The organism is Algivirga pacifica (assembly GCF_039543525.1).
Lineage (GTDB): Bacteria > Bacteroidota > Bacteroidia > Cytophagales > Flammeovirgaceae > Algivirga > Algivirga pacifica.
In genome coordinates this window covers 70,438-95,495 of the sequence record NZ_BAABJX010000032.1, presented here as the reverse complement: position 1 = coordinate 95,495, position 25,058 = coordinate 70,438, and the positions used below count along the sequence as shown (strand labels likewise).

The window sequence follows — 25,058 nt, the reverse complement described above, 5'->3', positions numbered from 1 at the left end:
ACGCAACTATCTTCTTTATAAAATATTTACTTCAGGAGTAATGCTTACTCCAAACTTCTCCATCACAGAGGCTTTGATTTCCAATGCTAGTGCATAGGCTTCTTCTCCGCTAGCGCCACCGCAATTGATCAATACCAAGGCTTGCTTGGGATAGGTGCCTACATTTCCTACCTGCTTGCCTTTCCACCCACATTGCTCGATCAACCATCCGGCAGGGACTTTAATCATTCCCTCGGTCGTTGGATAACCTGGTATCGCAGGGTATTCAGCCTTTAAGGTGTCGTATTGTGCTTGTGGAATTTCTGGATTCTTAAAGAAACTGCCACAGTTTCCGACTTCCTTAGGATCAGGTAATTTGCTTTCACGAATCGCAATAACGGCGTCACTGATATCCTTTACGGTGACCTTCTCAATTCCCTTTTCTTTTAAGGTTTGCTCTATGGCACCGTAAGAGGTATTGAATCGATAGGTAGAAGGCTTATTCAGTCGGAAGGTCACACTGCTGATAATGAATTTACCTTTTAGCGCATTCTTAAAAACACTGTTGCGGTATCCAAAGTCACAATTGGCTTTGGTAAAGGTGTGCAAGGAGCCATCTTCTAGGGCTACTGCCTGAAGCGATTCAAATACATCTTTGATCTCTACCCCATAGGCCCCAATGTTTTGGATAGGAGAAGCACCTACCGTACCGGGAATAAGCGAAAGGTTTTCGATACCCTGCCAGCCGTTATTTACCGCATGCAATACGAACTCATGCCAGTTGTAACCTCCACCGACTTCTAATAAGATATGCTGCTCGTCCTCTTGTACCTTATTAATGTAAGCGATCTCATTCTTGATCACTAATCCTTCAAAGTCCTTAGTGAAAAGGATATTGCTTCCGCCCCCCAATGGTAGAACTGGAGTCTCCTGTTGCTTAACCTCCTTGATTAATGCTACAAGTTCTTCCGTAGAAGTAACCGTTATAAAGGATTGGGCAGAAACATCGACACCAAAGGTATTGAATGCCTTCAGGGATTGGTTATGTTTTATTGAACGGTGTTTGTTCATAGTATTTAGTCTTTATAAATAATCTTCTTGCTGTTGGTAGTAAAAAACTGGTTAAAGAGTTCAGATTTTATCGGCTTCTATGCTACTTAAAAAGCAGTAGTCCGACATAGATAAAATCGCTCTTTGACCCTACATTATCACTGCCATTAGTGCTAAAATTAATTCTAAGAGCGATTTTATCTTTTTTGAGTAGTCCTTAATTGATTCTCCTGAACAAAGATAAAATCTGAACTCTTAGAATAGTGTTTATGGGGGAGATGCCTTGGTAAGGAGTCTCTACAGTCCTGCCGTAAGTTCTTCTGCAAAAGTCTTCAAGTCTGTTTTTTCGAAGCTTCCAGAGGTCATCAACAATAAATGATGTCCTGTTAGCTCATAATTCCTTAGGTATTCTTTCAGCTTGTTGGCATCTGTGAATACGGTGAGGTTGGGGTGGTCAAAGGCTTCAGAAATCTCCTCTGGATTGATAGCCTCCAAACGCTTGTGTTCTACTGTATGCGGGCTATAGTAAACGATCGCTTCTTCAGCGGCATTCATACTACCTTTATACTCATGAATAAATGCTTTATTTAAGCTGCTGAAGGTGTGTAGTTCCAGACAAGCTAATAGCTTTTGCCCCTCAAACTGTCCGTGTACAGCGGCTACGGTTGCCTTTACCTTGGAAGGGGCATGGGCGAAATCCCTAAATATTTTCGTTCCACTTTTCTCGGCCAGTAATTGCATACGCAATGAGGCGCCCTCAAAAGTACTGATCCCCTGATAGAATTCCTGATCAGATAAGCCTAATGCTTTACAAACATGGTAGGCTGCACTAATGTTTTCCAGGTTGTGATTGCCAAAGACCTTGAGTGGTGTAGGAGGAGTGGTGCCCGTCAAAACGGTATTTCCTTCCTGAATCTCGTGAGGTTGTGCTTCATAGCCGACTGCCTTGATAGAAGAAGAGAATTTTTGCTTCTCCATTAGTTTTAGTAATTCTTTATCACTCTTGCTGTAGAAGATGGCACCGTGACTAGGCGTAAGGTCCAATAGTCGCTGGAATTGCTGTACATATTCTTCATAGGTGGGGAACACATTGATATGATCCCAGGCAATTCCTGTAATGACGGCAATATGGTGGTGGTATTTCAGAAACTTAGGCTGACGATCCATAGGAGAGGTGAGGTACTCATCTCCTTCGATAATGATCATTTCCGCTTCTTCTGTCAATTTAACAGATTGTGGTAAGCCTTTGACCTGTGCGCCGATCAGGTAATCCGGATTTTTGCCATTCTCGTTGAGTACGTGGACGATCATAGACGTAACGGTCGTTTTTCCATGACTTCCAGCAATCACTACCCGTTTTTTATCATGAGCTTGCTTATAGACATATTCTGGGAATGAGTATACTTTGACCCCCAACGCTTTGGCCTTGAGTAGTTCGGGATTGTCAATACGGGCATGCATCCCGAGGATGACTGCATCCAGGTCTTCTGTAATACGTTCTGGGTGCCATCCCATCTCATCGGGTAAAATACCATGTTCTTGCAGTTTGCTATAGGAAGGTTCGAAGATTTCATCATCGGATCCACTTACCTCATAGCCTTTTAATTTCAGGGCGATAGCCAGGTTGTGCATGATGCTCCCTCCAACGGCAATAAAATGTACTTTCATGGTGTATATGGTCTTATGTCTAAATTAGTGGTAAGTGATTCGTCGTTCGTGATTAGTACGCAATAGTATTCCTGTTGAATGCGCATGTCTAATCATCGTGTACTTCTCTTTATAAAGTACCATTACAAAAATGCTTAAAAAATAAGTGAAATGAAATATTGGAGAATTCTTCTTTTACTTATGTTAAAAAGGGGACTTAAAAAATATGATATATAGAGGGAGGAGATTACAGCATTGTATTATTTTTATCTTTACTTTAATATAAGTCATATCCCTTGAGGGTTTTTTACGGTTCTTTTTTAATACAATTACCCAAAATGCGTTTTTTACCTCTTATTTTTTGTGCTTTTCTGATCGCATGTTCTTCACAAAGTAGTCATGAGAAAAAGAAAGAAAAGGTTGTTGCAACGATAGATGAAACATCTTCCAAAGAGGAGACTCCAAAAACTACTATTGATTCCTTGAGCCACATATCAACGATTGAAGCTGCTTCAGATAGCGTACAGTCTTTTGACATCCTTTATAAGAATGTCCATGATATCGACTTGAGAAATACGATTTCATTAAGCTTAATTTCTAAAGATTCTTTTGATTTAGCTAAGAGTGTTACTCTAAGTATTCAGCCATCCTCTGAAGATCCTTTTCATATGAGGGAACAGGATTCAACAGTAATCGTGACATTGAGAACAAAGGAGAAAGTTATATTAGAAGGAACTACTGATTATATGGAAGATCAGAAGGAGCTACTTTCTGTTGGGAAGTATTTTCCTGATTGGAATGCCTTTACCATCAATATTGATTATTGGGAATGGTCAGATACGAAGCTTTATAATGCGATGACTGGGGAAGAATTAATGACCTTAGTAGAAGCTCCTCTAAGATCCCCAAATGGTACACATATGATAGCGATTAGACCGGATGGCTATGAGGTGGTAACGTATTTTCAGTTGATCAAATACGAAGAGGGCAAGTTTCGGGTGATGGAAGAAACTCAATTTAGTGAGTGGATGCCTGGGGTAGAGCCGGAAGAAATTAAATGGGTCAATGATTCTACTGTTTTTTTGAAAATACAGTATGCCAAGGAGTTTTGGAATGAAGATGGAAGCTATAACACTGATTATAAATACTTAAAGATGGTCGTGAAGGGGATCGATAAAGAAGAATCTTTAGAAGCACAGCTTTATATAACAAATTCAGAACATATACCTTTTAATGCATTCTTTGGGCAATTTGTTCAATACGATTTTTTCAGGGAAGAGAATACAAGCTACCCTGTGACTTATGATGGGATAAAATTAGCTTCTAGAGAAGATTGGAAGCGGGTAAACTTCCCTTCAGTACATGAGGCGTTACCCACTTTAACGGACATTACTGTAAAGGATCAGGAAACCGATTCGGTAGCGGTGACTACCTTTTTGTTGGACGAAGAAAAAAGCATTCAACTAAAGTTTGTGGAGCATAAGGGTATATGGCGCTTCCATGGAACAGAAGAACAATCGTTAACCCCTCACAAGGATTATGAATTCTTGAAGTTTCTAGCAGCTTTCACTTCTGATTCTACCTATCAAAAACAACATTTAAGTGAGAACCTGAAAAAGAAAACATGGGGAGATGATGATCAGCAGACAGAGTTTTCTATAGATACCAGTAGTTGGGAATATCTTCCTTTGTCTGAAGCAGTCAATCCTGTTTTTAGCCTTCCTTATGATGTGGAGTCAGATAAACGGAGATTGTATTTCTCAGGGATTGATAATGGGATATATGTAGAATATGTATTTGTGAAGATTGATGGTGAGTGGGTGTTGACGGAGTGGGTAGATTTTTCTAATTAATCCTAATACTTAGCCTTTTATGACAGGGTATTACTACTATATGGTTTGGGAATATTTTGAAGAGCATCTTGAAATTATTGCCGTTTGGATTCCGATACTATTTTTTACTGTAAGACAGTTACTACGAATTTTAGATGGAGAGCCTTTAAACAATCACAAAAACGATCCTAATAATGAGGAATTCCGTTTTTATAATGGATTTTTCCGTGCTAAGAAGTCTACCTTGGCTATTTATCTCAGCTTATTGACTGTGATGCTTGTGCTTATTTATTCTGCTCCGGATCTTGAGCGTATTATATATTCGAGTGGGTTGTTACTGGCTATTCTTTCTTTCCACTTAAAAGAAAGTATTGTATCTATACAATTTATAGAGAATAGATTGATCTTGGGTGGAAGAATATTTAAATCGAACAAAATCAAAAAGGTAGAGGTGTGGAATGATGTAATCGTTATTCATCGATTAAAAGGAAAACCTTATCGGTTTGAGCTAATCTATTCGTCAAAGAATTTCACACTAATGACCTCTATGCTTTATCGCGTTCACCAATTCTGCGACGAACATGGTATTCTTATCGAAGATCAGTTTGAATATGTAGCTGAGAGTAATGAGGAACTTTATTCTAATAAATGGTAGTAACTGTTTTTAAGATGATGATGCGCTTTAGTCTATTTTTTACTGTAATCCTGCTTCAGCAAATAGTAATAGCACAAGCGCAAGAGGTACAGTTACTAAAGTGGGAAAGTATGCCTTGTGATACATTCTTAGACCCTTATCGCCTAAAAAATAGAATCTCACAGCAAGAGTTTTATGGAGACACGTTGTGGGTCACTGTTAACTTTACAGATAATTGTTGTGCAGAATTTGATCCGGTTGTGTATTGGAAGGAGAGTAGTTTGTATTTACAACCTTATGAATCTTTTATAGGAGAACCCTGTGAATGTCGTTGTTGTTTTTCAATACGATTTGCGATAGGAGGATTGAAAGGGCATGACTACCCTATATTTTTTCAGCAAAAAGAAATTGTTTATTCAGAGTATTATTATGATACCATACCTCCTAAATATAAGGTGTATGAGGGTAGAGTAATTAATCGTGTAAACAAGTATGGTTATATCGAAGGGTATTGGATGACATTTCGGGAGGATGGAAGCCTTGAAATGGAAGAGCAATTTACAGAAACCAATCTGTCAGACGATTTTCTAGAGCCAGAGTGGAGGAAAGTTTATTTTCCTTCTGGACAATTAGCAGAATATGAGCGGGGGGATACCACTCAACAGTGGTTTGAAGATGGGATATTGCGTTATGAGTATATTCGTTTCAGAGGACAAGACTCAACGTTTAAGCGAATACTGTTATTGGATGATAATCGTCTACTGAGGGAAAAGTCTTTGAAAGTAAGTTATAAAGAGGTGTATGTAAATCCTTTTGAGCCTAATGGTTCACGATCCGATTGGGTTTCGGAGTATCTGGAAAGAGAAGAGTATTATGAGAATGGACAACTTCGTTATTGGCTAAATGCAGATACGTCTTATCACTGGAATGAGCAGGGTATATTGAAAAGAAAAAGCTACCCATCTGGAGCAGTGAGGTATGATCAGGAAGGAAAGCTTCTTAGTGTAGAAAAAGAAATTACCTGGATTACAAGTGAGGAGAAAGCTAAATATGGACCTGTTAATCATCAATTAAAACGGATTTATGATAAGCATGATGAGATGAGGGAAGTGGAGTATACAAGAGATGAGTATAATTTGATTAAGGAATTAGACTGGGTAATGGAAGAAGGCTTTCAACCTGTTTATAAGTATCAATGGGAAAGGGTTAAGTACCATTGGAAGTGGGATGATCAGGGGGCATTGATAGAAGCACCTGAGGATTGGGAAGAACCATTGCCTTGGATTGGGAAGTCGGATTGATTTACCACTACATTACTCCTGAAAATTTAGTGCCTTGAAGAAATAATGCAATCAATAATTTAATCCTATGAGACTTTTTCATTCCTCCAAACCCCACCTCAGTATCCCCAATCCTTGCCAAGAAAGCTGGGAAGCCATGACTCCTATAACAGGAGGGAAGCACTGTGGCCATTGCGCCAAAACCGTAGTGGATTTTACCCAAATGTCTGACCAAGAAATCAAAGTGTACTTCAAAAGCCATAAGGGAAGGGTATGTGGTCATTTTCATAGCAATCAGTTGCGGACTTTGGGTGAGCCTTTTAGGCAGAAAAATCGTTTTTGGCCAGCAGCGGTATTGGGAAGTGTTTTGGCATTTTTAGGAATTTCGGAAGAGGGGAGAGGGCAGGAGCCTGTGCAAGCGGTATTACATTATCGTCCATCGAAGACTAAGGGGCAGAAGGAAGAAGAGAAGCAAAAAGTACCGGAAGGAGCGTTGGTTAAGATCAGAGGAGTGGTTACGGATAAGGATAAGCTGGTATTACCAGGAGTAGTCGTTCGAGTCAAAGAGACTCCTTTTGGGGCTATATCTGATATTGATGGAGTTTTCGAGTTGGATATAGAAGAATATTTATTCAAAGAAGAGGGGTATGCTATCTTAGCTTTTCAATACGTTGGATATGAAAGTAAGGGCGTTAAGGTAAAGCTAGATATGATAGAGGAGGTATTACAAGTACAGCTTAAAGAGGGCGATAATGTACTTATTGGAGAAGTAGTGATTACGGGAGGGTATCTTGGAGGATTGTGGTGGTGTATGAAAAAAAAATTTTTAGAACGCTAAAAATCAAGAGTTTATGTTCTATTAGAGCCAACAAAAGTAATATATCGATCAGTTTTAGTTGAGGTTGAATATTTCCCTCAACTCCGCCTAGGATTAAAATCCCAGGCTCTTTTAGAATTACCACGTTGTGGCGATCTATTATACCACGTATATTATTTATTAGATAGAAAAACAGTAGTATAGATCATTGCGTAGCGGTATTTATAAAAGAGCCTGGGGCTTATTAAGATTGAAAAAATAACCGTCATGTTCCGTATAGTGACGGAATAAATCCCGCCCCTATGTGATGTCACCCCTTCGGGGTTATTTATAAAAACCCTGAAAGGGTGACATCACATAGGGGCGGGTAGGGACGGTAAGTCTTCACCTATCTCTTCAGGTAAGAAGCGTGCCGGTTAATTATTCAATCTTAATTAAAACTGCTAAGTAGAAAGTAGGCTCTTAAATAAGTACCTGTTGCTCTTTCTCGATACGTTCATCTTCAACCCATATCGTTTCTCTGTTCTTTCTGAAAAAGAGTCTATAAACCAATAGGCTAACTAACGCTATCAGCAGGATCAAGCCCGATAAAAGAAAGATCATTGTCTCTTGCTCTTCGGAAGGGCTAGTGTTGATTATTGGTTTGAAAATCCCCGAAAAATGTTGTAGAACAATTATCCCTAGACTGATTACTATTGTTATGTATTTTGGATTGGCTTTTTCTAGAATCACCATATAGAGTGTAGGGAAGATCAATACTTCTGCGATTCCCGCAAAAATGATATGCAAAACGAATAGAAAGGCCGTTTCATCTGTTGTATTTTGAGCAACAGTCCATAGGAAGAAAAAGGATAGAATTGCTGAGAAACATCCTAGTATAAACTTAGTTGCCTGACTAATATGAATGAACCTCCATAGCAGAAGTAGGATTACCCCAAAGGCTACGGTAACAAACCCATTGAAAACTGTCCACATACTCGCCTTGATTTGAAAAGATGTTGCCGATTCAAGAGTAGAAGAAACTTTATAGAAAACATCTCCAAGTAATAGGTAACTAGCAGAAAGAATCCCTGTAATGACAAAAGCCCCCATAATTTTCAAAGCAATAGCGATAAGGGTACTTGTGGAAGGCTGTGTGACTGCCTTAAACTTTTGCTCTTGCAGTTTAAGCATTGGAATTATGGAAAGTAGACTGACGATTCCTATAATCACAAAGGCTATACTCCACTGCTCTTGGGATGCTATTGATCCTAAAATTAATGGCGCTATAAAGCCGCTTAGGTTGGCGACCATATAGATTGACATAAACCCAAAGCTCGTTTGTTTGGGATTATCATAGGATAGTAAACGCTTACCGAAGCTTGCAAATATATTCGGAGCCAATAATGCACTTCCTAAGCTATGCAAAATGATGGCAACGTATACCATGGTTATCTCGGGGATACAAAAAGTAAAGGCGCCCATTGCCTGCAATATTCCTCCGAGTAGAATGACTTTCTTATTGCCTAAAACAAGGTCTCCCAATAGTGCTCCAAATAGGTAAAAGAAGAGAAGAAGTCCTGGCATTAACCCATATGCCTCAATAGCATCTGATTGGGACATACCTATGGCAGGAGACACCATGTACAGTACCATAAGGGAACGGATACCATAATAGCTGAACCTCTCCATGAATTTGGTAGCAATAAATGACGAAATAGGTATGTTGGGGGTATGATTGATTTTAGTTTTCATATAAAAAATAGCATGGATTCTATCAAAAAAATAAGTGTTACTTTAAAAGAATACTTTATTTTATGAAAATCCTAGGGCAGTCCCGTATACGGTTTAAGATGTTTCATACAAGCACATGAGATCTACTCTAGACTAGAAAAACATTATATATCCATTGTGAAACTTTTGTACCTTGAGGAAATAATACAACAAGTAACTGATTAAATCTACCCTTCAGTTTGATAGGTTCGTTTGTGCCATTTTTTATTTTACTATGACTACAGCCCTGTATACAGCCTTTGATCTATACCCTTCACCCAAGGGAGCGGCCACTCATATTTATCATATGACCAAGGCCATGGCCAAGGTGTTTGATGCGGTGTCAATTTATACGTTAGCATCAGGGACACCGGATCATTTTCCTTTTTTGGAACATCAGACACTGCATAGCTTCGAGAGTCAACAGACGAATTATTTACATCGGGCAGAGGCTTTTCAACAATGGCTGTCGGAGCAGACTGCTACCCAGTATTATGATTTTTACCATTTTCGGGATATATGGGGAGGGCAGGCGATTTTGGAGCAAGCGGTCAGTGCCCCTGTTTTGTTTGAAGTCAACGGGTGGCCTTCTATAGAAATTCCTTATCGATACGCTGCTGTTGGAAAGGCAACGCTCAAAAAGCTGGAGGAGTTGGAGCAATATTGTATGGAAGAGGCAGACCTATTGCTATGTCCCTCCAAGGTGATTCGTCAGAATATCATAAAGAGAGGGATTCCAGAAGATAAGATTTTATACCTCCCTAATGGGGCTGATTTGCCTCAGAAAAGTCCTTATCAGATACCATCTTTGCCGAATAACTATATCGTTTATTTTGGGGCATTACAAGACTGGCAGGGTTTCGGTACATTACTGCAAGCTATGAGTTACCTGAGAGATATTCCTGATTTACACTTAGTGGTGTGTGCCTCCCAGAAAGAGAAGTATAGTCGGGAGTATCAGAAAATGGCCTGGAAAAATGGAGTAGGGCATCGAGTGTTATGGTTTCACCAGTTGACCAAACCGGCTTTAAGTGCTGTGCTGCAAGGTGCATTACTGTCCGTTGCGCCCTTATCGGAATGTTATCGCAACTTAGAGCAAGGATGCTCTCCGCTTAAGATTTTTGAGTCTTTGGCGCATCAGGTACCCGTTGTGGCGAGTAGAATACCAGCAGTAGAGGAGTTTATTACCCACGGAAAGACGGGACATTTGGTAAGGGCTGATCGCCCTGCCGAGTTAAGTAGAGCAATCCGTTTGCTGTTGGAGTACCCAGCGTATCGACAGCAGCTGGCTAAGACTGCTTATGAGCATTTGAAAAAACATTTTTTGTGGGATACGTTAGAAGATAGGATGGGGGGTATATATGAAGGACAACTACGCAAAGAAGCTGTTGAACCGTTGAATTACACTTTCAGTGAGTTGAATCGTTGATTCGAGTTGATATGTTGATTGAGTGCAATAAACAATCAACTCGAGTTAAGATGTCTTGTAATGGAGCGAAGCTCCAATTCGAGATGGGGTGTAACGAATTCAATAAGTCATTTCTCTATTTAGCAACAACTAAACATCATCAACGAGCGAAGCTCCATTAAACATTATGAACAAAGATCAATTGAACCCAATCCAAAAGCAGATCGTAGATAAAGGTCGCTATCAAGGTACGCATACGTTGGCCGAGTGGGAATCCCTGTTTGCTCCGTTACAACGGTATGTAGATTCCTTTCATTTTGAGTTATGGTATAATATACAAGTGACAATGATTATCATGCTTGTATTGAGTATTATACCTTTAAGCAGTTTAATTGAACTGACGGATGTGTACTCAACTTTGGAAGGTTGGTTGTATACGGCTATGATTTATGTGGGGTGTTTGCTTATCGTATGGTTTGCGATTCGGCAGCAACGTAAGGTGAATGCAAAGGCAAGGTATATTCGTTATCCTTTGTTGCGTTCTAATGTATTTTCACTACCAAGAGAGTTGAAAAAGTATTTCACCTTAAAAACCAAGCTAAGTCAACGTATTGATTTGGGGTTACTGGAAGAAGAGTCATTGGTGTCTCAAAAGAATGAGATTTACCAACCTGTTGTTATCCTGGGGAAAATGAAAATCTCTGAGAAGTTATTGTTTAGCTATAAGTTGAGCGGAGATTATCGAAGGGCAGGGTGGCGTAAACCAAAATCCAAGTATAAGTATACGTTGACCGTTAAGATACAAGTAGAAAAAGAGTTGGTCAATGATTCCATGTTAAGGAAGTATCCGGTACTGATCGAAGAGTCTTCGGAGTATTATAGCATTAAGTGGAATTACAAGTCAAAACGAAAGATACGATCTTCCCTTTATTGGAAAAACATTCAAGGCATTGAGCTGACCTACGCTATCAATCAGCTGGTGGACTTATGTAGTCGAGTTGGTATTCTGGAATATGTACAGGAATTAGAATTATCTAAGAAACAACAAAAGAAGCGACAGTTTAAGGATGCCGATTATGAGGGATTTGAAGAGGAGAGTACACTGCTTATGATGCATGAGCTTGCAGAGGATGGCTTTTTGGATAGCTGATCATTTTAGTTTGGAATGATGAGTGATGAGTGATGAGTTTTAAATTACTATCCTAATCCCTAACAACTAATAGCTAACACCTATAAAAAATGAGACTACTTTGGCTAACTGAGAATTACCCTCCCTTGAGAGGAGGTATGGCACAATCTTGTGACCGCATAGTATATGGTTTGAGGAATAAAGGCCTTCAGGTGGATGTGGTGCATCTGACCGAAAGAGTACGAGAGGTCACCACAGAGCAACAGCAAGGAGGGAAGCTTATAGAAGTGCCTGTTTATGAGAGTGAAGCTCATACGCTTCAGCGATTATGGAATGTATTGGAGAAAGAGAAGGGAGGAGTCGAGGCAGTGGTCGCCTTTGGAGGGTATTTGCCTATGCTTGGAGGGCCTGTATTGAGTAGCTGGCTACAGGCACCTTTGGTAACGATGGTTCGGGGAAATGACTTTGATGTAGCGGTATTTTCTCCCAGAAGGCGAAAAGTATTGGAGGATGCGATGAATAAATCAAGTTTTGTTGCATCAGTCAGTAAAGATAAAGCAGAGAGAATACAAGCGTTTTTTCCGGAAGCGCATGTGGTTTATACCCCTAATGGTATAGATGTGGAGGAGTGGCAACCTACCCCTTTTGAGTTTGAAAGAGCATTAGATTGGAAAAGAGGTATAGTGAATAATAAGCTATGTTTGGGGATTGTAGGGCATTTGAAAGCTAAAAAAGGATTACCCTTACTGATCAATGCCTTAAATACTCCAAACCTTAGAAGTCGTTTTCACTTATTGTTAGTAGGTGAGTTGGGAGAAGCAGAACAGATACTGCTGGAAAAGGCAGAGGTGGCGTATTCTTGTTATGACTTTTTAGACCGTTATGAGCTATTGGCATATTACCCTCGGATGGATGCACTGATGATTCCTTCCTTTTATGAGGGAATGCCTAATGTGATGCTGGAAGCAGGGGCATTGGGAGTGCCGGTTATTGCCTCGGACATTGATGGGATGAGGGATGTACTGGAGCATGAAAAAGATGGGTTATTATTTGAAGCGGGAAATATTACGGAGTTGAGGGATCGTTTATTTCGTTTTGATGAGCTATCTCAAGAAGGTAGGCAACAGTTGGGTGAGCAATTGAAATATAAAATTACAACAGCATATACTACTGTACAGGAAGTGGATAATTACCTGCATTATTTTAACGATTTGAAAGTGACTCCATGAGAGCAGAAAAGGTATTGTACTATTGTCTTGGTGGAGGGCTAGGGCATTTGAGTAGGGCAAAGGTGATTTTGGATACGTATCAGGTGAACGATTATAGGATACTGACGGCTTCTCATTGGGCTACTAAAATTTTTCCGAGTTCAGTATGCATACAGGTTCCCTCGAGTTTGGAGAAGGATATTCTTGGGTTAAGGGAATATTTGAGAAAAGTGTTGATTGATTATACTCCGGATAGAATCATGATTGATACCTTTCCGGCAGGGATCATGGGGGAGCTGACAAAGGATTTACTAGGTGAAATTCCTTTGCTATGGGTATGTAGACGGCTGAAGTGGCAGGCTTACCAACCCAAGCTCCCTAATGTTCCCTTGTTCTTTGAGCAAGCCTTACTGATGGAGTCCTTGGAGCAGGAGCATTTGGATTACCTATCAGTAACTTCAAAGGAAGTTCTAGCCTTTTCATGGCCAAAGACCTTACCTGTGTGTACTATATCATTAACGGATTATTTGTCTGAAAGTGAATCTCAGAAACCTTTATGGCTGTTGGTACATTCTACCCCTCAAGAAGAAGTAGAAGCATTAGCAGATTATGCACAAGAAGTAGCCCTAATAGAGGGTATAGACCCTTGTTTTATTTTGATAACCATGGAAGCCGTAGAGATGGATGGGGTAAAGGTAGTCCCTTATTTTCCGGCGATAGATTTCTATCCTTTTGCCGATCGTATTTTTACGGGAGCTGGGTTCAATAGTATTCAGTGGGCAAAAGTGTCGGGAATTAAGCATCATATTTTACCATTTGAAAGGAGGTATGATGATCAGTTTGCCAGAAAAATGGAGTGGGGAAAGTGGGCAGAATAGTAATGATTATTCTGCCCTTACTATCATCTGAGAATCACTCTAGTGGTTTTTTGTTGACCATCAGCTGTCGTCAGGCGGAGTATGTACATGCCTGTTTTCCATCCTTCCGTAGAGATTCCTTGCTCTAATTGATTAGAATGGAGACGGATGATTTGCTGTCCATATAGATTATAGACTTCTACTTCTCCAGAGGAAAAATTGTTGCCTAATGTTCTTTTGATTCGTAATAGTTCTCCTGTTTTTAGTGGATTAGGATAAACGTTGAATGAGGTCAAAAGGTGTTGCTCTAGTCCTAGTAAAGGTCTTCCAGCAGCAGATCCGGCAGTAGTTTGTCCGGCATTGATCGGTTGATTCGGTTGCTCATTATAGGCATAGGCCATGATAGTGAGTGCTCGCCCTCTGCTATCTACTTTGGCTTGGAACCAACCATAATAAACTTCTCCGTTTTCTTCTACCTTAAAGCCAATATAAGCTTCTTGTCCATCCCATACGGTATAGTTACGGGTTCTTACATAATGCTCATCTGGGTAAGTACCTCCATATATCCAATTACTGGACGGGCCGATTTCTGTGCCTGATGATAGAGGAGTGATATTTAATGAACTACCTTCACATATTAATGCTAGGGTATAAGTTTCTAGTCTTAAGTCGCCCCCATCATACCAGGCGCCGAAAGTAGGGTTGCCGATTCCTGTTAAGGTGAAAGGCTCCCAAGTATTTCGGTTGTTTACAGTGAGGTCTGTGATGTCCACTTCCACCACTTGAAAAGCATCTCGGAAATCAATGGTAAAGGTATCTGTTGTGGGATTGTCCAAGATAGAGGCATCTCCTCCTGTTATGGCAGCGTCCAAAAAGGTCAATGTAATACCTGATACATCATTCGTGTTTTCATGCTGTTCAGCTACTCCAGTAAGGGAAAATACTGCGGTGTTTTCTGTAGTGACTTCTAGTGTTGCATTGAGTCCTTGTGGTATTCCAGTTAAAGTATAGTCTATACCTTTGGATAGAATGCCATTATTGGTTTGAAAGGATGCATTATTCAAGGTCACGGTAATGGAGTTGGAGATGCTACCATCATTATTTTCCGATTCCTGAAAGTTGATGCTTGAAAAAGCAATAAATGGTGTGTCACTTCCACCATTCAGGGTAGCGGACAGGTTGCTGGCAGACCATAGATTATTTCGTCCTGCTACAGATGAAGTTAGGGCTGCACGCATACGATCTTTTTGACCTATCGTAAACATTTCTGGACAGCTACTATAGTCCATATAGTTTTGAGTGTTGTCCAAAGAATTGCAAGAGTAAACATTGGTTTCACAACTATATGAGCCGATAGTCTCAGGTGTATCTGCGACATCATCGTCATAGTTGCAACCTCTTTTTTGTCCGTTAGCAGTTTGGTCTCCCCAAGTGTGTTTTAGGTTAGCCCAATGCCCTATTTCATGCGTCAACAGTTTATAATGTGTTGAGACAGCTGTACCTGTACGTCCTACAGCCCAATGAGATACAATCACTCCATCTCTATAGTTGTTAGTCGCATCGTCTACGGTAGAAGGATAGTAAGCGTATCCGGAGCCATTATTTCCATCCGAACTATAGACCACCCATATGTTGAGGTATTGGTCTCTTGGCCATCCTGTAGAGGTCTTTATCTCATATTCGTAGTTACTGCCGTTGGTGGTATAAGAGGATACCGTACGAGTGATGCCACTGCTAGGGTTGCCATTGGGATCTTTCTCGGCTAGACGGAATTGTAATCCCACATCTGCTACAATGCCTTGAAAGTCTTCAATGACATTGACAACTCCTGGATTGGTCGCGCTAAAGTCTTCATTCAACTGGTCCACTGCATCAATGATTTGAGCATCGGAAATATTTTCTATTCCATTGTTGTGAACTACATGAAATACTACTGGAATTGTCAGGACTTCTTCAGTGATCCGAAGTGACGCCTTTTGCTGCAGGTAGTGTTTGGTGTGTTCATTCAGACGTTGTTCAGCTTTGTCGATGCGTTGTCGGTTTTCATCAGAGGACAATAGTTCGTCGCGATGTTCTTGTTGGTGACAAGAAATTGGTTTGGAGTTTTGTGCTTGGATTGGTAAAGTGTGTAAAATGGCTAGTAGAATCAATCCAATAGAGGGTAGTGTTTTAACGATATTCACTGTATAGTTTAATTTAGTATAAAAGATAATCTTATACGATATTTGAATTTATTTATAAGTCGATATAAGATTTTTTATTCTGATTAAAACCAATACTACAGAATATTATATGTTATTGGGTTGTTTGTTCAATAGATAGGATAGAATGGTATGGCTATTAGTTAATATGGTATATAAAAAAGCGTTGTCCCTATCAAATCATTGAAGAGACAACGCCTTTTATCTTAAATATTTAGAGTGTTTTACTTATTGATTATTAATCGCTCAACAGAATAAGTCCCATCATCCCAGGCAACACGCACCAAGTACATATCCCCTTGAAGTAGACTCGTTGGCATGTTTACCTTGGAGCCTGGCAACAAATCGAGTTGATACATAATAGCCCCCTGTAGGTTGACAAATGTAACCTTACCTGATAAGTTACCATTATTTTCTAGACTAAATGTACCGTTGGCAGGGTTAGGATATAGTTTGAGCATGTTGGCTTCTGTTACGACAGCAGTAATGTCTGTGTAATGTTCAAGACCAATTGCCGACACTTGAGCCTCACCAGTACCTCCAATGCCTGTAAAGAATTGTAAGTCAATAATACCATCAGTATTGGTAATAGCAAACGTTTTCGTTAGGGCTTTCAGTGGCTCTCCGGCTTCCTCCATAACATCAAAGTTTTGTAAAAGGATATTGCCGTCAGCAACAACATTAAAGACATTATCCCCTACTTTTGCATTTTGGTTGAGCTCAGCAAAATAAAGCTTCAATTTATATTGTCCAGGAGGAACTGTCGCTGTATAAGTGAAGTCTTTACCAACTTTTTTAGTATAGAATAAAGCATCGTTATTAGTATTGTTGATCCCTTTGTTTTTGGCGGTATTACTCATGACACTTCTAGCGCCTAAAGGTGTACTGTTATCTGTGTTTTCTACAAAAATAGCCCCACCCATGGCATACTCTTCTCCACCGGCATTGATAAAGCTTCCTCCATTAAGAGCATCAGTGATGCTGCCATATACCGGAATCGTCACTTCTCCATTGCTATGTTTTATCTTTAGGTTGGCCTTCTTGAAGCCAACTGACTTACTACCATCAAATTTGATAACCATATCCATGGTAGCATTGCTATTGACAGTTTTGGCGTTGCCGTTTTCAAGAGAGAAGGCATCATTTCCTTCTAATTGTACCGACTCGATTTTCATAGGGAATGCACCTTCTTCATTTGCCATTCCCAAGGAGAATGAGCGGGTAGCTGTGCCGCTGCCTTTTACGATAGGGAAGAAGTTTACCATTTTTGTAGGATAGCCAAGGTAATAATCTTTTTCCGAGACAGCGTTGACGAAGGCCCACATAGCACTTTCATCTGGACCTTCCCCAGAAACAGTAGAAATGATTCCAATCGCAAGTCCCTGTTGATCTTCACTGCTTAACCATGACTTTGGAATAGAGATAGGATCTCCCAGTGCTTTGACTGTTTGCCCTTTATCCAAGGAAATGTATGCTTGAACTTTGCTGTCTTTAGGATTGACACGAAGTATAAAGTCAATTTCTACCGCTGATTTTAATCCCGAAACTTGATGCGTAACTACCTGAGGGGCTGCGTTCTTTTCAGTAAGAACTTGAATGTTAGGGTCTTCATTGATTTTTTTCTGGTACACCATTTTCAGGTAGTTGTCTTGTGTTCCGTCACCAAGAAAAATCCCTATGTTATAATAAGGTTTCTCGATAGGTGTTGTGAAAGAAAGATTTACTCTGGAATGGATAATAAATGGATCGGTATTCTCATCAACATTGACACCAAACTGAAAGGCATTTTGTTGTGAGTTAATAGTTTTGTAGGCATCTCCATTAGGAACTCTTTTTACACCAAAAACACCAGGGTTATTCTGTGTGAATATTTCCCCTTTAGTCATATCCAGATAGTCTGTGACACCGTTACTCATCATACCTGTGAAGCCACTGTTGTAGAATCCTCCATCAGCAACACCAGGTGTGAAAGATAGGTGCACTGGCAGGTTGGTATTTAAGCCATTGTTTTTATCGATTTGGAAAGGGTCTTGTATATCACTGATACCGTCATTATCATCATCTTTATCTGCTCCGTCAGGAGTGTTGTCACCATCCCAGTCGGCAGGGGTACTCGCTGCAGAGCAATGGTTTGTTCCATTTTGTACTTCAAAGGAGTTGATGAAGCCATCTCCATCATAGTCCGCAGAGGCATCATAGCCAGCATCTCCAGGTTGTAGACATGCGTTGTTTCCGGAAGGACTCAGTACTACAATTCTTCCACTTACGTAACAAGCAGTCCAAATGGCACCTTCGCTGTCTACGGTAACGTCCAATGGAACATCACTAGGGTCAAATGTTGCTAGTGTATCTATGGAAGTCACGCTTGTAGCATTGGCATTAGGCTTCATAGCCAATACCATACCTCGATTGTAAGAGTTGGAGTTACCATCTTTGTCTCTCATAGCTGCCATAATCAAGCTCCCATTCAACGCTCCACCAAATGCACCACTTTGATATTCAGTAAGTCCATTGGTAGAGGAAAATACGGTAGCCAATGATTTGTCTGCACCATTATAATGATCGATATATTTTCCTTCGGCAGGGCTATTAGGTAGGTAGCCTGGCATCAGACCGCTATTGCTGCTGAGCAGTTTACCATCCTTGTCATAGGTATAAATACCTGCTTTGGAAGGATTGGCACGGATAGGGTTTGGATGCCCTGCATAGAAACCTTTAGGGACATAGTGTAGTTGGTCTTGAGTACCCTTTCCTAGCTCTCCACCAATTTCGCCAGTGACATAATCACCTGCTCCTGCATTATATTTAGCTGGATCGTTACCTTTATACCCTCCATTGCTGTTGTATATTTTAGGCATCTTACCGCCGTTTGCACCATTATCTACAGTAAATAGTTTTCCAGATTTTGTGAATGCGACATCATAAGCATTTCTATATCCCGTAGAATAAATGCTGATAGGGCTACCACTGCTAGCTAATACTGCTTGGTTTAATCCACCTCCACCACCAAAAGGATCTCCTTTGTCTATGGTTTGGTTATAGTATGGGTGAGAAGCAGGGTAGGGAAAATCAGGAGATGCATTAGTGATGTTTGGTCGATTAGGATCATCCAATGTTGGTAAATCATAAACGACTTTTTGCCCCGTTCTTTTATCAGTCCAAACCGGTAATGCATTAAGAGCAGTAAGGTTAATCTCTATAATAGAAGCTGAAAGATAATATTCCGGAGTATGGAAGAATTCTCCAGGTCCTGGAGCGCCAGCATCGGTATTCCCTCCAACGGCCATATACAATGTGGTACCATTGTTATTTATTGCCATTCCATTAATAGTATGGTGCTCTCGGCTTCTTGGGAGACCTCTGATTAAGTCTACCTTTTGCCACTGCCCACCTACTTTTTCCAATTTGGAAAGGATACCTGAGTTAGTATCTAGGTCATTGCCATTGGAACGGCCATCCGCAGAGGTAACATAAACTATGGGAGCAGCGGCAGTTCCAGCAACCAATATACCTGTCGTCAGACGAGAAGTTTCATTGGTGTTTCTCGCACCGTTGTCATTGTAATTAGGAATTTTCTTTACAAGGTCAATTTTTTCGGTGGCCGTTACCTGATAATTCCCACCATTATTGGCTATCGTGTAAACATATATGTTACCATATTGTTCTGTTACATATAGTCGACCGTCAGGTCCGAATGTTAGAGAGGTAGGTTGCTTAATGTTAGCGCCACTGAGAGTAGCAAAATTAAAATTTGCTTGTTGGGCTTGTAATACCAAGCTAGGAATCAACAAGCAACAGAGGGCTAGTAAGTGTTTCATAGGTTAATAGTCTGGTTGATAAATGTTTGCCCTTGCTTTTAGGGCGTTGAAGGTTTTGTCAATGATTAATATACTCCTTTTATTATTGCTCTGCTATTTATTGCAAACTACTGCTAACATATATTCAATAATAGATTTACTTCTTGAACGTACTTTATTATAGCAATTGAATAATTATCTTTGCTGATATAAATATTAATAGATAACACCGGCTTTGGCCATAGAATACTTTTCAAAAATCAATTTTTATGGATTCTAAAACAGTGCTTGATTCGTTTACATATTGTACAAAACTGACCGAGTATACACGTAGAAAGACAATAGAGGTCAATATTGGTGATACACCTTTAGGAGGAGATAATCCGATCAGAGTGCAGTCGATGACAACGGTAGATACAATGGATACCGCAGGTTCTGTGGAAGAGGCTATTCGTATGGCAGAGGCAGGTTGTGAGTATATTAGAATAACAGCCCCTAGTAAGAAAGAAGCTGAGAACCTTGGAGAAATTAGAAAGGCGCTTGACGAAAGAGGATATAATGTTCCATTGGTAGCGGACATCCATTTTACCCCAAATGCCGCAGAAGTAGCAGCTCGTTTGGTAGAAAAAGTGCGGATCAATCCAGGGAATTATGTCGATAAGAAAAAATTTGAAGTAATCGAATATGATGATGCTACTTATCAGGAAGAGCTGGATCGTATTCGTGAGAAATTCACTCCTTTAGTAAAGATTTGTAAAGAGCATGGAACTGCTATGCGAATAGGTACGAACCATGGTTCTTTGTCTGATCGTATCTTGAGCCGTTATGGGGACACTCCTTTCGGAATGGTAGAGTCTGCTTTGGAGTTTCTTAGAATTTGTGAGGAATTGGATTATGATCAAGTAGTGCTTTCAATGAAAGCGAGTAATACACAGGTCATGGTACAAGCATATAGGTTGTTGGTGCAGAAATTGGAAGAAGAAGGAATGAAGCCTTATCCATTACACTTAGGTGTAACCGAAGCTGGAGAAGGAGAAGATGGGCGCATTAAGTCTGCTGTGGGGATCGGTACTTTGTTAGAAGATGGATTAGGAGATACCGTCAGAGTGTCCTTGACTGAAGCACCTGAAGCAGAAGCACCGGTAGCTTATGACCTGATTAACCGCTATAATGAAAGAGTTAAGAAAGCAAAGGTAATTCCTAACGCCATAGAAGTATCTCCAAAGAATCCATTTGCTTACGAGAGAAGGAAAACAGAGGAGGTGGTTAATTTTGGTGATCATAATGTTCCTCGTGTTATCGCAGATTTGAGTGCTTTGACTCAAATTACAATGGAGGATTTGAAGGCAATCGGACATTTTTATCTGCCGGCAACGGATAAGTGGGCGATGAATGACCATGGAGCTGATTATGTATATGTAGGGAAGTCTACCATAGACTTTATGCTGCCGAATGGTTTAAAAAAAATCGTTGATTATAGCAATTGGCTTGAGTCAGAGGATCGTAACGAGGAGATTCCGATGTTGGAAGTAGAAGAGTGGTTGAATACGTCCGAACTTCATGAGCAATTGAACTTCGTGAAAGTAAGTGCAGACACACTGACGTCGAAAGTGAAGGAACGCTTAAAGCAGGTGGCAAATGTTGTATTGGTATTGACGACAGACAATGAACATGGTATGGCAGAGCAACGTAATGTGTTCTTTGACTTATATCAAGAGAAAATATCTACTCCAGTCGTAATTAATAGAGTTTATTCTACCAACCTGTCTGCAGATAAATTCCAGCTTTTTAGCGCGACAGACTGTGGAGGGTTGTTAATAGACGGCTTTGGGGATGGAATTATGCTTTCACCATTGACAGAAGAGAAGGCTATTTCAACCGAAGTTTTGAAACAGTATAATTCTACGGCCTTTAATATTTTACAGGCTGCTAGAACTAGAATGACCAAAACGGAATATATTTCTTGCCCTTCTTGCGGTAGAACACTTTTTGATCTACAGTCTACTACGGCGATGATTCGCAAAAGAACAGATCATTTAAAAGGAGTAAAGATTGGTATCATGGGCTGTATTGTAAATGGTCCGGGAGAAATGGCGGATGCTGATTATGGTTACGTAGGTTCTGGGAAAGGGAAAATTACTCTGTATAGAGGACAGGAAGTAGTGAAGAGAAATGTGCCGTCGGAGCACGCAGTGGATAAACTGATCGAGTTGATTCAGGAAGATGGAAACTGGATTGAGCCAGAGACGATTGATTAATTTTTTTTAAAAAAAGAAAGGGCTACCATAAAGGTAGCCCTTTCTTTTTCCTATTAATTTATTGATTAATCTCTTCCAAAGAACATATTCAAATAATATAATAACATCGCTAAAGAGGATAGTGCGGCAACCACATAAGTCATTGCAGCCCACTTTAAGGCATTCTTACTCATATCATATTCTTGACTGGATACTACTCCCGATTGATCAATCCATGCCAATGCCCTTTTACTCGCATTGAACTCTACGGGCAGTGTAATAAAGCTAAATGCGGTCATTACTGCATAAGATCCTACAATAGCAATAAACAAAAGCTCTTGAGGGAACATATGTAAAACAAAAGCACCTAGAATACCAATAATAAAAATGACGTTGAGAATCTTTGCACTGGCATTTTGGATAGGAACCATAGCTGAGCGTAATTGTAATGGCGCATAGGCTTGTGCATGTTGCACAGCGTGCCCTGTTTCGTGTGCAGCAACCGCAGCTGCGGCAGCATTTCTTCCATAATATACCGCTTCACTCAGGTTGATGGTTTTATGGCCTGGATGATAATGGTCTGTTAATTTCCCAGGGATGCAAGTGATATGCACATCATAAATATGATGATCCTGTAGCATCTGTTGGGCGATTTCTGCACCCGAGAGATTCGAACGAATGGGTGTTTGAGAATATTTCTTGAACTTGCTCTTGAGACGGTATTGTACCATCCACCCCAAGATCATAAAGCCGATAATGATAATCCAAATCATAAAATGTATGTTTTAATGTTGTATTTTTTCAATTTAAAGATAACTCTTCTTACTCTATAAAGATATTTTGTAAGCAAAAGGTTTTGATCATGGCCTCCATACCTATAAGACGCTAAATCTTAAATAAGGTTGCTTTGTTTACCTGATGAATTCTTAAAATAATTCAAAATATGAGAAAGATAACTCAATATACCTCTTTGGATTTTATATGGAAGGATGTATGGAATACGTTAGCCTCTTCTTCTGCTCGTCATCCATTTCATCAAGTGGTTTTGGCAACACATACGGCAAAAGCTCCAGGATTAAGAACAGTTATATTTAGAGGACTTGATGAGCAAAAACGCTTAAAAGTTTTTACAGATTACCGTTCATCAAAGGTATTGGAATTGAAAAAATACCCCGAAGCCTCCTTACTGTTTTATGACCCTGAAGTACGTATACAATTGAAAATAAATGTACAGGTACAGATTCATTATGATGACCAAGTAAGCCAGCAATATTGGAAACAGGTACAGCAGGGGAGAGGTTGGAAGGATTATAGTAGTGTTGCAAGTCCCGGAATGATATTACAGGATCCAACATATGCCTATGAATGGTCTCAGGAAGAACAGCAGTTTTGTGTATTATTAATGAGGGCTACGGAGGTAGAGGTCTTGCAACTACGAAAGCAAGGGCACCTCAGGGCCAAGTTTGAAAGGGGAGAAGAGCAATGGAAGCAGTGTTGGATAGCCCCTTGATAGTGCTACCCTTTTTGAATTTTTTCGATAATTGAGGTGGTTGAAAAACCCTCTACTAATTCTATAGTTTCTACTGTCCCTCCATGAGTCATGACAACATCAGCTCCCACAATGGTATCAATGGTATAGTCATTCCCTTTTACCAATATATCCGGTATTATCTGTTGGATAAGTTCCAAGGGGGTTTCTTCCCCAAACAAGATCACTGCATCCACAAATGCTAAGGCCGCAAGCATTCGGCTTCTGGCATATTCGTTGTTAATGGGACGTTGGGGGCCTTTTAATCTTTGAACAGATTCATCTGTATTGACTCCAATGATTAATCGCTCTCCTTTGTGTCTGGCTTTTTCCAGGTAATCAATATGGCCTAGATGAAGGATGTCAAAACATCCATTGGTAAAAACTACTTTCTCATTGTTCTTTTTCCATTGAGCTCTTTGGAGTAGGAGCTCTTGTAGGGACATGATCTTGTCTTTTGTTTCCATAGCTTTTTGTATAAAAATCGCTTATCGCTTTGCTTGGATATTCTTAGTGAAGAAGAAATAAACGATAAGCAATAACCGATAAACGGTATATTAAACATTATTGGAGGTATCTTCAGATACTACTTGGTTGAGAGTTTCCCGGTAACTGCCTTGTTGAGGAATGTGGTTAGCAATAAGCATACTTAACCCTCCTAGCGCAATGATGGATAAAGATTGGGCACCATGCATTACAATAGCAAAAGCAGCTGCATTACCTTCCGTTAAACCATAGGCCATCAGGGTTTGTGTTACTACAAAATGATAAGAGCCAGTACCTCCCGGTGTTGGGATGACCATGCCTATTCCTCCCATTACAAAAGTTGTAAAGGCACAAGTAAGGCTAAGGTGCTCTGTGGCACTACCTCCTTGAAATAACGTGTAGGTCATGAGGTAATACATTGACCAAATCACAATCGTGTGTCCAATATAAGTAATTTGTTGTCGTAGGCTCATCTTCTGAATGCTAATAAGCCCATCCTTGATGCCAGAAAGGAGTTGTATCAGTTTGTGCAATAGAGGATATCGATCAGCTTCTTGGATTACTGATAGTAATCGTTCTTCTCCTGTTTTAAATAGCTTAAACTGTATCAGTTGCTTACGGAAAAGGTAACCTATAATAAGGGTTATGAATAGTAATGCTCCTATACTGCCTAATCCAATTACAAAGCTACTCACACTTTCGGCAGGTTGTCCACTAATAAACGAAATAAGTGCAACGACCTTTTCAAATTCAATAATGAACATCAACATGACTAAGCTACCCATAATGAGCATATCCAGTACTCGTTCTGCGATAAGGGTACCTATGGATAATTTAATGGGCACCGAAGCGGTTTTGGAAAGTAATGTACATCGAATAATCTCTCCCATTCTGGGGATAATAGCATTAATAAAGTATCCTGACATGACAGAAAGAAAACTACGCACTCCAGTAGGGTAGTAGCCTAAAGGCTCCAAGGCAATGCGCCATCGAATTGCTCTGGAATAATTACTAATTATTAGAGCTAATAAAGATAAACATAGCCAGAGCAGATCCGTTTGCTCTATTCTTTCTAAAATGTCGCTAAGGTTTTGCTCCCGATAGACCCACCAAAGAAAACCGGTGGCAATACTAATGGATATGAGGTATTTGATAAAAGACTTCACAAATAAAGAATTTAGCCATAATGATAATACTACAAAGAAAGCCAGTTTAT

18 protein-coding genes are annotated in these 25,058 nt (G+C 40.0%); 10 read left to right on the top strand and 8 right to left on the bottom strand.

All coding sequences use genetic code 11. The features are described 5' to 3' along the window. Window positions 1-15 precede the first annotated feature (15 nt). Together murB and ABD985_RS10685 are read right to left on the bottom strand one after the other, a co-directional pair. Complete coding sequence (gene murB, locus ABD985_RS10690) at window positions 16-1,050, bottom strand: UDP-N-acetylmuramate dehydrogenase (protein ID WP_345371583.1); 1,035 nt, start codon at window positions 1,048-1,050, stop codon at window positions 16-18. A 276-nt stretch (window positions 1,051-1,326) separates the two neighbouring features. After that, on the bottom strand, window positions 1,327-2,697 hold the full coding sequence (locus ABD985_RS10685; RefSeq protein ID WP_345371581.1) for a UDP-N-acetylmuramate--L-alanine ligase: 1,371 nt from the start codon (window positions 2,695-2,697) through the stop codon (window positions 1,327-1,329). Window positions 2,698-3,014: 317 nt separating this feature from the next. Between ABD985_RS10685 and ABD985_RS10680 the strand changes: the two genes are divergently transcribed. The 4 genes from ABD985_RS10680 to ABD985_RS10665 all read left to right on the top strand — a co-directional run bounded on the left by ABD985_RS10680 (window position 3,015) and on the right by ABD985_RS10665 (window position 7,260). Then, on the top strand, window positions 3,015-4,529 hold the full coding sequence (locus ABD985_RS10680) for a DUF4348 domain-containing protein (protein ID WP_345371580.1): 1,515 nt from the start codon (window positions 3,015-3,017) through the stop codon (window positions 4,527-4,529). A 19-nt stretch (window positions 4,530-4,548) separates the two neighbouring features. After that, window positions 4,549-5,163, top strand: a complete 615-nt coding sequence (locus ABD985_RS10675; RefSeq protein WP_345371578.1) for a hypothetical protein — start codon at window positions 4,549-4,551, stop codon at window positions 5,161-5,163. Continuing rightward, window positions 5,157-6,443, top strand: coding sequence for a toxin-antitoxin system YwqK family antitoxin (locus tag ABD985_RS10670; protein WP_345371576.1), 1,287 nt, complete (start codon window positions 5,157-5,159; stop codon window positions 6,441-6,443). The genes ABD985_RS10675 and ABD985_RS10670 overlap by 7 nt, the downstream gene beginning before the upstream one ends. 67 nt (window positions 6,444-6,510) lie before the next feature. Next, entirely contained in the window at window positions 6,511-7,260 is a 750-nt protein-coding gene (locus ABD985_RS10665; RefSeq protein WP_345371574.1) for a carboxypeptidase-like regulatory domain-containing protein, read from the top strand. 441 nt (window positions 7,261-7,701) lie between these two features. On the opposite strand, the gene ABD985_RS10660 is transcribed toward ABD985_RS10665, so the two are convergent. Next, the gene (locus ABD985_RS10660; RefSeq protein ID WP_345371573.1) at window positions 7,702-8,973 is read right to left on the bottom strand and encodes an MFS transporter; all 1,272 of its coding nucleotides are present in this window, start codon (window positions 8,971-8,973) and stop codon (window positions 7,702-7,704) included. Window positions 8,974-9,226: 253 nt separating this feature from the next. Here ABD985_RS10660 and ABD985_RS10655 point away from each other — a divergent pair, with 253 nt between their 5' ends. The 4 genes from ABD985_RS10655 to ABD985_RS10640 all read left to right on the top strand — a co-directional run bounded on the left by ABD985_RS10655 (window position 9,227) and on the right by ABD985_RS10640 (window position 13,614). Then, on the top strand, window positions 9,227-10,420 hold the full coding sequence (locus tag ABD985_RS10655; RefSeq protein ID WP_345371571.1) for a glycosyltransferase family 4 protein: 1,194 nt from the start codon (window positions 9,227-9,229) through the stop codon (window positions 10,418-10,420). Between the two features lie 166 nt (window positions 10,421-10,586). Continuing rightward, a complete protein-coding gene (locus ABD985_RS10650; RefSeq protein WP_345371570.1) occupies window positions 10,587-11,549 on the top strand; it encodes a hypothetical protein in 963 nt (320 codons plus the stop codon). A gap of 89 nt (window positions 11,550-11,638) precedes the next feature. Further along, window positions 11,639-12,757 (top strand): glycosyltransferase family 4 protein, encoded by a 1,119-nt coding sequence (locus tag ABD985_RS10645; RefSeq protein ID WP_345371568.1) that lies wholly within the window; start codon window positions 11,639-11,641, stop codon window positions 12,755-12,757. Next, window positions 12,754-13,614, top strand: coding sequence for a hypothetical protein (locus ABD985_RS10640; RefSeq protein ID WP_345371566.1), 861 nt, complete (start codon window positions 12,754-12,756; stop codon window positions 13,612-13,614). The genes ABD985_RS10645 and ABD985_RS10640 overlap by 4 nt, the downstream gene beginning before the upstream one ends. 23 nt (window positions 13,615-13,637) lie before the next feature. On the opposite strand, the gene ABD985_RS10635 is transcribed toward ABD985_RS10640, so the two are convergent. Beyond that, entirely contained in the window at window positions 13,638-15,776 is a 2,139-nt protein-coding gene (locus ABD985_RS10635) for a zinc-dependent metalloprotease (RefSeq protein ID WP_345371564.1), read from the bottom strand. 242 nt (window positions 15,777-16,018) lie between these two features. After that, window positions 16,019-19,612, bottom strand: coding sequence for a malectin domain-containing carbohydrate-binding protein (locus tag ABD985_RS10630; protein ID WP_345371562.1), 3,594 nt, complete (start codon window positions 19,610-19,612; stop codon window positions 16,019-16,021). Window positions 19,613-19,860: 248 nt separating this feature from the next. On the opposite strand from ABD985_RS10630, the gene ispG reads away from it, so the two are divergent. Next, complete coding sequence (gene ispG, locus ABD985_RS10625) at window positions 19,861-21,849, top strand: (E)-4-hydroxy-3-methylbut-2-enyl-diphosphate synthase (protein ID WP_345371561.1); 1,989 nt, start codon at window positions 19,861-19,863, stop codon at window positions 21,847-21,849. A 65-nt stretch (window positions 21,850-21,914) separates the two neighbouring features. On the opposite strand, the gene ABD985_RS10620 is transcribed toward ispG, so the two are convergent. Beyond that, window positions 21,915-22,601 (bottom strand): zinc metallopeptidase, encoded by a 687-nt coding sequence (locus tag ABD985_RS10620; RefSeq protein WP_345371559.1) that lies wholly within the window; start codon window positions 22,599-22,601, stop codon window positions 21,915-21,917. Between the two features lie 170 nt (window positions 22,602-22,771). Here ABD985_RS10620 and ABD985_RS10615 point away from each other — a divergent pair, with 170 nt between their 5' ends. Then, window positions 22,772-23,338 carry a pyridoxamine 5'-phosphate oxidase family protein gene (locus ABD985_RS10615; RefSeq protein ID WP_345371557.1) on the top strand — a complete coding sequence of 189 codons (567 nt, stop codon included), beginning with the start codon at window positions 22,772-22,774 and terminating at the stop codon, window positions 23,336-23,338. A 5-nt stretch (window positions 23,339-23,343) separates the two neighbouring features. On the opposite strand, the gene rfaE2 is transcribed toward ABD985_RS10615, so the two are convergent. After that, window positions 23,344-23,823, bottom strand: a complete 480-nt coding sequence (rfaE2, locus tag ABD985_RS10610) for a D-glycero-beta-D-manno-heptose 1-phosphate adenylyltransferase (protein ID WP_345371555.1) — start codon at window positions 23,821-23,823, stop codon at window positions 23,344-23,346. 90 nt (window positions 23,824-23,913) lie between these two features. Beyond that, on the bottom strand, window positions 23,914-25,008 hold the full coding sequence (locus ABD985_RS10605) for a lysylphosphatidylglycerol synthase transmembrane domain-containing protein (protein ID WP_345371554.1): 1,095 nt from the start codon (window positions 25,006-25,008) through the stop codon (window positions 23,914-23,916). Between the last annotated feature and the right edge of the window lie 50 nt (window positions 25,009-25,058).

Bases quoted from the DNA above. Each gene is read 5' to 3' on its own strand.
- murB (WP_345371583.1), bottom strand. From the start codon at position 1,050: ATGAACAAACACCGTTCAATAAAACATAACCAATCCCTGAAGGCATTC.
- ABD985_RS10685 (WP_345371581.1), bottom strand. From the start codon at position 2,697: ATGAAAGTACATTTTATTGCCGTTGGAGGGAGCATCATGCACAACCTG.
- ABD985_RS10680 (WP_345371580.1), top strand. From the start codon at position 3,015: ATGCGTTTTTTACCTCTTATTTTTTGTGCTTTTCTGATCGCATGTTCT.
- ABD985_RS10675 (WP_345371578.1), top strand. From the start codon at position 4,549: ATGACAGGGTATTACTACTATATGGTTTGGGAATATTTTGAAGAGCAT.
- ABD985_RS10670 (WP_345371576.1), top strand. From the start codon at position 5,157: ATGGTAGTAACTGTTTTTAAGATGATGATGCGCTTTAGTCTATTTTTT.
- ABD985_RS10665 (WP_345371574.1), top strand. From the start codon at position 6,511: ATGAGACTTTTTCATTCCTCCAAACCCCACCTCAGTATCCCCAATCCT.
- ABD985_RS10660 (WP_345371573.1), bottom strand. From the start codon at position 8,973: ATGAAAACTAAAATCAATCATACCCCCAACATACCTATTTCGTCATTT.
- ABD985_RS10655 (WP_345371571.1), top strand. From the start codon at position 9,227: ATGACTACAGCCCTGTATACAGCCTTTGATCTATACCCTTCACCCAAG.
- ABD985_RS10650 (WP_345371570.1), top strand. From the start codon at position 10,587: ATGAACAAAGATCAATTGAACCCAATCCAAAAGCAGATCGTAGATAAA.
- ABD985_RS10645 (WP_345371568.1), top strand. From the start codon at position 11,639: ATGAGACTACTTTGGCTAACTGAGAATTACCCTCCCTTGAGAGGAGGT.
- ABD985_RS10640 (WP_345371566.1), top strand. From the start codon at position 12,754: ATGAGAGCAGAAAAGGTATTGTACTATTGTCTTGGTGGAGGGCTAGGG.
- ABD985_RS10630 (WP_345371562.1), bottom strand. From the start codon at position 19,612: ATGAAACACTTACTAGCCCTCTGTTGCTTGTTGATTCCTAGCTTGGTA.
- ispG (WP_345371561.1), top strand. From the start codon at position 19,861: ATGGATTCTAAAACAGTGCTTGATTCGTTTACATATTGTACAAAACTG.
- ABD985_RS10620 (WP_345371559.1), bottom strand. From the start codon at position 22,601: ATGATTTGGATTATCATTATCGGCTTTATGATCTTGGGGTGGATGGTA.
- ABD985_RS10615 (WP_345371557.1), top strand. From the start codon at position 22,772: ATGAGAAAGATAACTCAATATACCTCTTTGGATTTTATATGGAAGGAT.
- rfaE2 (WP_345371555.1), bottom strand. From the start codon at position 23,823: ATGGAAACAAAAGACAAGATCATGTCCCTACAAGAGCTCCTACTCCAA.